Here is a 9,177-nt window from a genome sequence, read left to right as displayed (position 1 = left end):
TACCACTTCGTCAGTGACAAATAAGACGCAATAAACATTCAACAACTTAACCCTCTAAGCTAAGTTCGTTTGCTGTATCGCGTCGGGATGCTGCGTATTCTATATATTTTTTATAGACACGCAACCCCTATTTTGAACTTTTTCAACCACATGGTTATTTTTTCAACAAAAAGCGCAAAAAAACTGCATTTTTCACTCATTTTTTTTAGCACTTCTTTAAACTCATGCTTTTAAAATCTTAAAAAAGACCTCATCAATCAATAGTCTTTATTTGATTCTTATTCAAAAATAATCACCTGAAGAATGTGCATGTAAGAAAGCAGGGATTAATCCCGTTAATGCTGCCCGAATATCTGCACGTTCATTAATAAGTTGATGTGATCCTTCTTCAAGAATTAATAAAGTTTGCAATCTGAATTGGCGACGTACGAAATCAATATTATATTTCCAATCCACTGTTTGATCTTGAGCACCTTGTGCCAACCACACAGGTATACGGCATTTTGGAAATTCTTCCATTTCCTGCATCCATTTCGACATTGCTAGAATCCAGTCCATTCCCATCATACGGGGTTGCAAAGGATCTTTTAGTCGTACAAATCTTAAAAACTCTGGATTATGATTGTTGCGTTTAAAATGACGTGGAACTTCTCTTTTAATTCTACGAATAATGCCCAAACCAATAGAATTGTGCCACCATGCGGTTTTAGCTGGTCTCACCAAAGGTGATAAGAGTAAAACACGATCAACAATTGGATTTTCTCTTTTTTGTGCATATTCAAGTAAATGATGCATCCAAATTGCACCACCTGTACTCTGTCCTACCCCCAACCAAGGTTTAGGAAGATGCTGTGAGTTTTTAACATATTGGTAAACAGCATGCAGCACTTGTTGATAGTGGTCAAAATTTTTAATATTTGCTGGAGAACCATTACTTAAACCATGCCCTGGCAAATCATAAGTAATAACACTAAAGCCTTGTTCAAGGATTTCTTTAACAATCGGTTGATAGATACCACTATGCTCTAAATAACCATGTAATAAACAGACAGTTCCTTTTACTTTTTCAATTTTAGGCTTAAATACCTGAACATGCAGTTTAAACAACGGCATGTCAATAAAGCCTTGCCATTGAACACAATCTAATTGATCAAAACCATAAAGTCGTTGATAAGCCTTTATTTCTTGGTTTGGCACATAGGCACGATTTAAATTTAAAGCTTCTAATAGTTGTGGTGTGGTATCACGACTTGGTACTGGCAGATCAAGTTGTTTTAAAATTGTAGGATTTAAAAATGGGATATCCGCCATTAAGGCACCTCTCTACAGCCACTCGAACCAAACAACATATCTCGAATTGTTGCTAAAGTTTCATAGTTGGCTCTGCGGCTATGATCATAATTCTGTTTGCTTGGTTGCCATTCTGTAAGTTGAGTAGGCATTGGTGCGTCCACTGGAATGGTTTCTATACCATTCAACGCAAATAAACGACGTGTTCTAGGCATGTGATAACGATCTGTAATCAACATGACTGTAGGTGCTCCACCTTTTTTTTGTAATAGTAATGAGCTAAAACGTGTATTTTCACAGGTATTCATACTGCGATTTTCCAATAATTTTGCCTGCACCCCACGTTCAGCCAACCACTTTTGCATATAAGGTGCTTCAACGCCACTCAACACAATAGGCAGTTTGATTTTTTTCTCTAGTGCAATAGTCGTTTCCAGTCTTAGCTTAGTGTAATCATTGACAATGATATCTTTCTGATTTTTATCTAAAGTTAGACCACCACCCAAAACCACGATGGCATAAGGCTGACTGACTGGTTTTGGGAGTTCGCTATTTTTATTGGGTAAGCTTTCTAAATCTTGTTGTACTTGTGAACTTGATAATTCAACAGCAGAAGCTGAGGGATTTTCATGTAAATTCTTATCATCAACCTTATACTTTTTTAAGAAATTTAAATATTCATCCATCAGCGCTTTGTTGTCTTCACTATTTAAATCTAATAAGTTTTTAACCACATCATTAGGCTGGTCTTCTACAGCATCAGAAGCTGCATGTTCAGACACTAAAGGAATCACTGGCTTGATTTGCTCTTCATCATCCTCTTTTTGTTCTTTGGCAATTTTTTCCTGTAAAGCTCGATAACGCCATTGAAGAGCAAGCAAATCCTTCGCATCGTTGTTCTTTAACAGTTCTTCCATCAACTTTAGATAAGCTTGACGAGCAATCCACAAATCCGAACCTGGTTCTAAGTTTTCTGCTTCAGATAATGCCGCATTTTGTTGGCTTTTTGCGGCAACCTGATTGACTTCAACAGGCACAAATGTATTGAGAATCCTCACCATAAGGTTCGAATAAAATGGCGTATACCAAAATACAATCAGACAGCCAAAAAGTACAAATAGTATTGCAACCATCCGTAAAAATCTGACCATCCAATGTTGTTTAACCATATATAGACTCAATGTTAATGGTTCTGAATTAATCCCATTTCGTTAAAAAGTACAGGTTCTGGCTCTAACTGCACAGCAAACTGATCAAACACATCCCGCTGAACAGCTCGATAAGCCGCTTGAACATCTATCAATGTTGCATCCGCATAATTCACCAGAACTAAAGCTTGTTTATGGAACATGCCGACTTGATTAAGTTGCTTACCTTTCCATCCTGATTGGTCAATCAGCCAACCAGCTGCAATTTTAACGCGATCCTCTGTTTGAGGATAATGTGGAATATTAGGGAATTTTGCAATTAATTGTGAAAATACATCTCGCCCAATAATCGGATTTTTAAAGAAACTTCCGACATTTGGATATTCTTTAGGATCAGGAAGTTTACTTTGTCGAATTTGGATGACTTGTTTTTGCAAATTCTCCGCACTCAAGTCATCTGCCATTGCTGCTTTTAAATCACCATAGTTGATTTTTAAATCAGCCTGTTTCAGTAATCTAAAAATCACATGAGTAATAACATAACGATTTGGATCATCTTTAAAAATACTGTGACGATAAGAAAATTGACAATCCTGAGCACAGATGGAATGCATTTGCTCTAATTCACGATCATATACTTCCACAGATTCAATAAACTCACCTGCTTCAACGCCATAAGCCCCTATATTTTGTACAGGAGAAGCACCTACCAAACCTGGAATCAATGCAAGGTTTTGTAAACCATAAAGATGCTGTGAAGTCGTCCACAATACAAAGTCATGCCAGACTTGCCCTGCACCCACCTTTATTGTTTTACTCCGTTCATCTTCACCGATAAACTCAATCCCCTGTATATCGATCGCAACAACCAGGGCATGAATATGCTCAGGAAGAATCATATTGCTTCCACCTGAAAGAACCAGCACATTTAAATTATTTTGTTTGGAAAATTGCAGTGCATTTTGAAGGTCAGCAACAGATTGTACTTTGACAAAATGTGATGCAACTGAGTCTAAACGGAGTGTATTAAATGGTTTAAGTTGAACCTGAGATTCAATATTCATAACTTAAATTTCATTCCTAATGTATATCAATTACTTATATTGAAACTGTTGCTGAAAAACTTGCACCCACGCTAGACTACTTGACTCACATTGATCAAGAACACGCTCAAATCCATCCGCTTCACCATAATAAGGGTCAGGAATGGCTTGCTTCGGAAAAGCAGCATCATGTTCACTCATCAGCGCAACTTGCGCTTTAACAGACTGTACACCAAATTGTTGAATCGCTTGTTGAAGCAAAGATTTGATATTCGCTAAATTTTCATGATCCATTGCAAGAATTAAATCAAAATCTAAGAAGTCTTGTATTTTTAACTGTCTAGCACGCAAATCTGAAAGATCATAGCCTCTTTTTATTGCATGTTTTTGACTGCGGTGATCAGGTGATTTATTGGGATGATAATTACTCGTTCCAGCTGAATCCACAATCACGTTCAATTGCTGTTCATTACAATAATGTCGCAAGACGACTTCTGCTGTAGGTGAACGACAGATATTTCCTAAGCACACACATAAAACCTTGTATGGCATTTTGGATAACATAAACCGCCTCAAATGATCATTTCTTTTATAAGCGCTTATGTTAAGTTATTTAGCAAGTGAATCCTATAGAACCTTAAAACAATAATGTTAATTTTGTGATGACAGATTAAGGATAGTACACAATGCAGCATTTCCAATTTCAAACTGTAGCCAATATTATTTCTGGGCTAGGATCAGTCCAAGAATTAAAGACAATTTTAGCTAACAAATATAAAAAAGCCTTGCTGGTAACAGATGCAGGGATGATTCAACATGCACTGCATTTACCTGTACTGAAAATTTTAGAAGATGCTCATTTGGCTTATGAAATTTACGCTGACGTTCAGGCTGATCCTGCAGAACATAATGTTCTATCCTCAGTGGAGTTTGCCAAAAAAAATCAAGTCGATGTTGTGATTGGTTTTGGTGGAGGCAGCTCAATGGATGTTGCCAAACTTATTGCAGTATTGGCTCATGCTCAACAAACCCAAAGTATTCAAGAGATCTACGGTATCAATAATGTTCATGGACCAAGACTTCCTTTAATTCTGATTCCAACCACTGCCGGTACTGGTTCTGAAGTTACGCCGATCTCCATTGTTACGACAGGTGAAACGACAAAAACAGGAATTGTCTCACCGATCTTATATGCGGATATCGCAATCCTTGATGCCACATTTACCACTGGTCTGCCACCACATATCACAGCCGCAACTGGCATTGATGCAATGGTGCACGCCATCGAAGCCTTTACTTCAAAAATAAAGAAAAACTTTTATGCTGACATGTTGGCAAAACAAGCGCTGAAACTTCTCAATAAAAACTTGAAACTTGTCTTGGCGGATGGTATGAACCTTGAAGCACGCCAAAATATGTTATTGGGATCGATGTTAGCAGGTCAAGCATTTGCCAACGCGCCTGTTGGCGCTGTTCATGCCCTTGCCTATCCATTAGGTGGACATTTCCACTTATCTCATGGACACACCAATGCTTTGGTTCTATTAGAGGTTTTAAAATTTAATGCCTCTGAAGCCAAAGCTCACTACGCTGAACTGATGCAATGGTTAGATCCTTATAGTAAAGGCAGTGTTGAAGGTCTCTGTGATTTATTTATCGACCATATGCAAAACCATCTCAACAATAGCGGCTTGCCCCTAAAACTGAGAGAGTTAAATGTACAACCTCAACAACTTGAAGTCCTTGCAGAAGATGCAATGCTTCAAACACGCTTATTACAAAACAATCCTAAGGTTTTAAACTACACCGATGCACTCAACATTTATCAGGCAATTTATTAGGGTCTATTGAGATTTCAACAGCACATTGCGTTATCGATTAATACGACATAAACAAGACGTGAAATACGAACAATCGCGATACTATTGTCGAGTTTCGAAATGCAGTTGAGGAAGACTTTAATCACAACCAACTGAATAGAGATATTTTACGAGGTCTATCTTAGGTTTTGCTGACTTAGCATCACTGAGTTTCACAAAACCTGCCAAATAATATCTAAAAAATCTTTATCACAAGCATCTGTAAAGTATCAACCAACTTAAAACACATCATCAGAATGCTTGCGATTGATTTTGTAAAATCATCTTTAAATATCGTTAAGCTATAAAGCGATTTGCTTAGGTAATGCACTACATTTCAAACAAAAAGTAAAAACTGTCTTTTGATCATAAAAGACTAGCCTGATTCCTCTGGCATAAGAAATTGCTAAAAATCGCAAACAAACCGTCACAAGAAAAACCTTAAATTATCAATATGTGCAAAAAACAGTCAATAACATTCTATTTTTTAATCAAATAGATTATTGCGTATTTTAAAAAATATCTATTTATAACTTTAATTATCATAATATTATTTTAATTACTTATTATTTGTATGACTGACTGGTTGATAATTTACCGTGTTTTCCGTTTAACTTCTAAAATAATTACTCTAAAATCGCCGACGATCTTAATCGGGAAATTAAGATAACAGACAGTATTGGAAATGATTCTATGAAAAAACTTACATTGGCGATTTTACCATTAGCAGCGTTTGGCTTAAACACTGTTACTCATGCAGCGACTTCAGACGGTAAAACTTTTGCTGTTTCTACAGGTTGGTTGCATGTAATGCCACAAAGTAAGGGACAAGGTGTCAATGGGAAAACAGGTAATTCACCTTACTTAGGTCCCTTGGCTAATTTACAAGCAGCTAATCCTGATGCTGGTTTTGAAGTACAAAATGCTGATACTGCAGGTTTGATGCTTGATTATTTCGTCAATGATAATGTTTCATTAGAATTAACTTTGGGTGCACCTCCTGAAATGGAACTTGCAGGCAAAGGTAGCATTAAAGTTCATGGAATCAATGTCATTGACCTCAACAAATATGACAAAGCGGCAACTACAGATGCCTATACACCAACCATTTCTGGTCGTTACCACTTTGGTTCGATCAACAACAAAATCCGCCCTTATGTTGGTGCTGGATTGATGTATGCTCACTTCTCAAATGTTGAAACTGACCCCGCGATTAATCAGGCACTGAAGGCAAATCCTTATCTTACTGCGTTCAATCCAGAATTGGGTAAAGTAAAAGTTGATGATGCTTTTGCACCAGTGGCTATTCTTGGTGCTGATTTCAACATCAATAAAAACTGGTATGCAACAGCTTCTGTGTCTTATGCACACCTTACGACTAAAGCTAAATTAAATGTAAATGCGACTACACCAGCTGGAACAACAACGTTGATCTCAGGTCAAAGCAGTATTGAAATTAAACCAATTGTGACTTATTTAGGTCTAGGCTACCGTTTCTAATTAATGAAGTCTGATTGAGATCAGTCTTCATTTTCTATAGCTCATTAAGTCATACTTAATGAGCTTTTTATTTTTTAAATCATCCTTTATACATATCATCCTGCGATGTATCCAACAAAATAGGATCGCTTTAAAACCATCATCATTTTGAATAAAAACAAACAACGCTCTCATCCCATAAAAGATCTTTGTCATCTCTGGAAAGTAAGACATCACTGAAGTAAATTAATCAAATTTTTTGTTAAAATATAAGGCTGTGAAAATGCCTGATCTCTATTATCCAAGTTTTCTTAGATGGTATCAGTAAGATAAATAAATCTAAAATTGGATAAAAGATACGCTTTATACGAAAAACATCGTCATATCTATTCACTCTTGTTGAATGATATGATGAGAAATTGATTAAATTTGATGTACATCGCTTCTTATTCACACTGTCATTGTTTTAATGTAAATGTCCGTATAGCGCAGAGTAAAGTAAAATGAAACCACAAATAAAATTACGTGATCAATATGCCTTTATTTTCCCAATTCAAACACGTTGGGCTGACAATGATATTTATGGTCATGTGAATAATGTAACCTACTATAGTTATTTCGATACCGCAGCCAATGCATTATTAATTCAAAAAGCGGACTTTGATATCCATCAATCGCCGATCATTGGCTTAGTTGTAAATTCTTCTTGTGATTTTTTTCAAGAACTTACTTACCCGGAAATTATTGAAGTAGGTGTTGCCATTTCAAAAATAGGAAACGCATCACTGACTTATGATTTAGCAATTTTTAAACAAGGACAAAGCCAAGCTTCAGCTCAGGGGCAATTTGTTCATGTATTTGTCTCTCGTGAGACAAAAAAAAGCACCCCAATCCCTCAAGATATGCGAGATGCTTTACAGATTTATCTTAGTGAATAATTCATTTTAAGCTCTATAGCTAAAAGCCATATCGAATAAACTATATTTAAAGGATAAGAATTTAAGCTAAAGTATTTTGATCCCAAAAAGCCTGACTGACTTCAGGCATTTGATTTAATATTTCAATAATGGGCTGTATTTCTTTTTCCTCAACCGAATTTGCAATCAAAATTGCCTTAATCTCAACATCTTGTTCTCCAAAAGGCTCTACGTCAAAATCTTTGGCTGGAAAGTGATAATGCTTTAAAGCTTTACTCAACTCATCCATAACATGCTTACTATGTTCTTTTTGACACACCACATAAATTTCATGTTGCATTTCTGACTCAACATTGAGTGGCTTACGGTCGATAATATGACCAATCGGACGTAGCAAAGTATTTGCAGCCAAAATAATGAGTGTTCCCAATAATGCTTCGACAATACGATCACAGCCTGCTGCTGCACCCACGGCGGCAGAACACCATAGCGTTGCAGCCGTATTCAGACCTTGAATATTACCCTCTTGGCGCATAATCACGCCTGCACCTAAAAAGCCAATACCAGAAACAACATAGGCAATAACTCGAACAGAACCATCAGCGCCAGTTAAATTATTGGCAATATCAACAAAAATAGCAGCACCCACAGCCACCAAAACATTGGTTCTCAAACCAGCTGTACGTTGTCGATACTGTCGCTCAAATCCAATCAAACCACCTAAAATAAAGGCAGAAAAAAGACTAATCAATGTATCAAGCATGTTTGTTAATTCTAAATGTTGCATAAATTGGAGTTGCATCTATACGCTCCACAGTTATTTTAATTTATGGTCTATATCTTTGATATCTCATGAATAACGGAATAAAAATCCTTCACTGTTTTATCACATGCAAATGACAAAAGTATTGCAAAGTATTAAAACTCAACACTTTAAAGATTTTCAATTTCAAAAAATCAGTTAGATACAAATAGTCTGAGATTTAAACCAAAGTTGTCTTCTTTACATTAGGGGCTGTGGACATTTCATAAATGGCTTGTGTTATAGGTTAAAAGTGAGCAGGCATGAGGAGTATACTCCGCAAGGAAATGAAGAGAATAGCGAGACTATTTTTGAGTTTCATAACGTAACCTGAGATAATTTTAACCACAGCCCCTAATAACAGGACGATAAAACGAGAGATATAAAAACAGACCTTGAGTAGGCATTTTATTTAAGGAGGAAATGTAATTTAAAAATAGAAATGCGATCTTATTGCAAGACAACATTCTCAAAAGTATCTTGCTTAATAAGTTAAAATCACTATAGATAAACTACAGTACCTCGACGAACTATTAGGCATTTTTAGATACCCCTTTGTTGAAATTGGCGCGATTATAACCACAAAGTCATTAAATAAAAACCGCATTTTTTTAATTCATAATTATTTTATAAGATCAT

8 protein-coding genes are annotated in these 9,177 nt (G+C 36.2%); 3 read left to right on the top strand and 5 right to left on the bottom strand.

What is annotated here, in order from left to right; all coding sequences use genetic code 11:
- Positions 1 to 282: 282 nt before the first annotated feature.
- From ACINWC743_RS10775 to ACINWC743_RS10760, 4 genes are read right to left on the bottom strand one after another with little or no spacing between them, the layout of a single operon-like run.
- Positions 283 to 1,311, bottom strand: a complete 1,029-nt coding sequence (locus ACINWC743_RS10775) for an alpha/beta hydrolase (protein WP_004824246.1) — start codon at positions 1,309 to 1,311, stop codon at positions 283 to 285.
- Complete coding sequence (locus ACINWC743_RS10770) at positions 1,311 to 2,459, bottom strand: YdcF family protein (RefSeq protein WP_009585443.1); 1,149 nt, start codon at positions 2,457 to 2,459, stop codon at positions 1,311 to 1,313. Before ACINWC743_RS10770 ends, ACINWC743_RS10775 begins: the two co-directional genes overlap by 1 nt.
- A gap of 14 nt (positions 2,460 to 2,473) precedes the next feature.
- Positions 2,474 to 3,502: a UDP-N-acetylmuramate dehydrogenase gene (gene murB, locus ACINWC743_RS10765; RefSeq protein ID WP_009585454.1), complete on the bottom strand. Its 1,029-nt coding sequence runs from the start codon at positions 3,500 to 3,502 to the stop codon at positions 2,474 to 2,476.
- Between the two features lie 30 nt (positions 3,503 to 3,532).
- Entirely contained in the window at positions 3,533 to 4,045 is a 513-nt protein-coding gene (locus ACINWC743_RS10760; protein WP_009585455.1) for a low molecular weight protein-tyrosine-phosphatase, read from the bottom strand.
- A gap of 122 nt (positions 4,046 to 4,167) precedes the next feature.
- On the opposite strand from ACINWC743_RS10760, the gene ACINWC743_RS10755 reads away from it, so the two are divergent.
- From ACINWC743_RS10755 to ACINWC743_RS10740, 3 genes are all read left to right on the top strand, one after another.
- Positions 4,168 to 5,322, top strand: coding sequence for an iron-containing alcohol dehydrogenase (locus ACINWC743_RS10755; RefSeq protein WP_009585458.1), 1,155 nt, complete (start codon positions 4,168 to 4,170; stop codon positions 5,320 to 5,322).
- Positions 5,323 to 6,033: 711 nt separating this feature from the next.
- The gene (locus ACINWC743_RS10750; RefSeq protein ID WP_009585447.1) at positions 6,034 to 6,840 is read left to right on the top strand and encodes an OmpW/AlkL family protein; all 807 of its coding nucleotides are present in this window, start codon (positions 6,034 to 6,036) and stop codon (positions 6,838 to 6,840) included.
- 482 nt (positions 6,841 to 7,322) lie between these two features.
- Positions 7,323 to 7,757, top strand: coding sequence for an acyl-CoA thioesterase (locus tag ACINWC743_RS10740; protein WP_004824257.1), 435 nt, complete (start codon positions 7,323 to 7,325; stop codon positions 7,755 to 7,757).
- 61 nt (positions 7,758 to 7,818) lie between these two features.
- Here ACINWC743_RS10740 and ACINWC743_RS10735 read toward each other — a convergent pair whose 3' ends face one another.
- A complete protein-coding gene (locus tag ACINWC743_RS10735; RefSeq protein ID WP_009585446.1) occupies positions 7,819 to 8,538 on the bottom strand; it encodes an MgtC/SapB family protein in 720 nt (239 codons plus the stop codon).
- Between the last annotated feature and the right edge of the window lie 639 nt (positions 8,539 to 9,177).

It is taken from the genome of Acinetobacter sp. WC-743 (assembly GCF_000335555.1).
GTDB lineage: Bacteria > Pseudomonadota > Gammaproteobacteria > Pseudomonadales > Moraxellaceae > Acinetobacter > Acinetobacter bereziniae.
Note: the sequence above shows the minus strand (reverse complement) of the source record. Positions and strands in the feature narration are given on the sequence as shown.

Bases quoted from the DNA above. Each gene is read 5' to 3' on its own strand.
- ACINWC743_RS10775 (WP_004824246.1), bottom strand. From the start codon at position 1,311: ATGGCGGATATCCCATTTTTAAATCCTACAATTTTAAAACAACTTGAT.
- ACINWC743_RS10770 (WP_009585443.1), bottom strand. From the start codon at position 2,459: ATGGTTAAACAACATTGGATGGTCAGATTTTTACGGATGGTTGCAATA.
- murB (WP_009585454.1), bottom strand. From the start codon at position 3,502: ATGAATATTGAATCTCAGGTTCAACTTAAACCATTTAATACACTCCGT.
- ACINWC743_RS10760 (WP_009585455.1), bottom strand. From the start codon at position 4,045: ATGTTATCCAAAATGCCATACAAGGTTTTATGTGTGTGCTTAGGAAAT.
- ACINWC743_RS10755 (WP_009585458.1), top strand. From the start codon at position 4,168: ATGCAGCATTTCCAATTTCAAACTGTAGCCAATATTATTTCTGGGCTA.
- ACINWC743_RS10750 (WP_009585447.1), top strand. From the start codon at position 6,034: ATGAAAAAACTTACATTGGCGATTTTACCATTAGCAGCGTTTGGCTTA.
- ACINWC743_RS10740 (WP_004824257.1), top strand. From the start codon at position 7,323: ATGAAACCACAAATAAAATTACGTGATCAATATGCCTTTATTTTCCCA.
- ACINWC743_RS10735 (WP_009585446.1), bottom strand. From the start codon at position 8,538: ATGCAACTCCAATTTATGCAACATTTAGAATTAACAAACATGCTTGAT.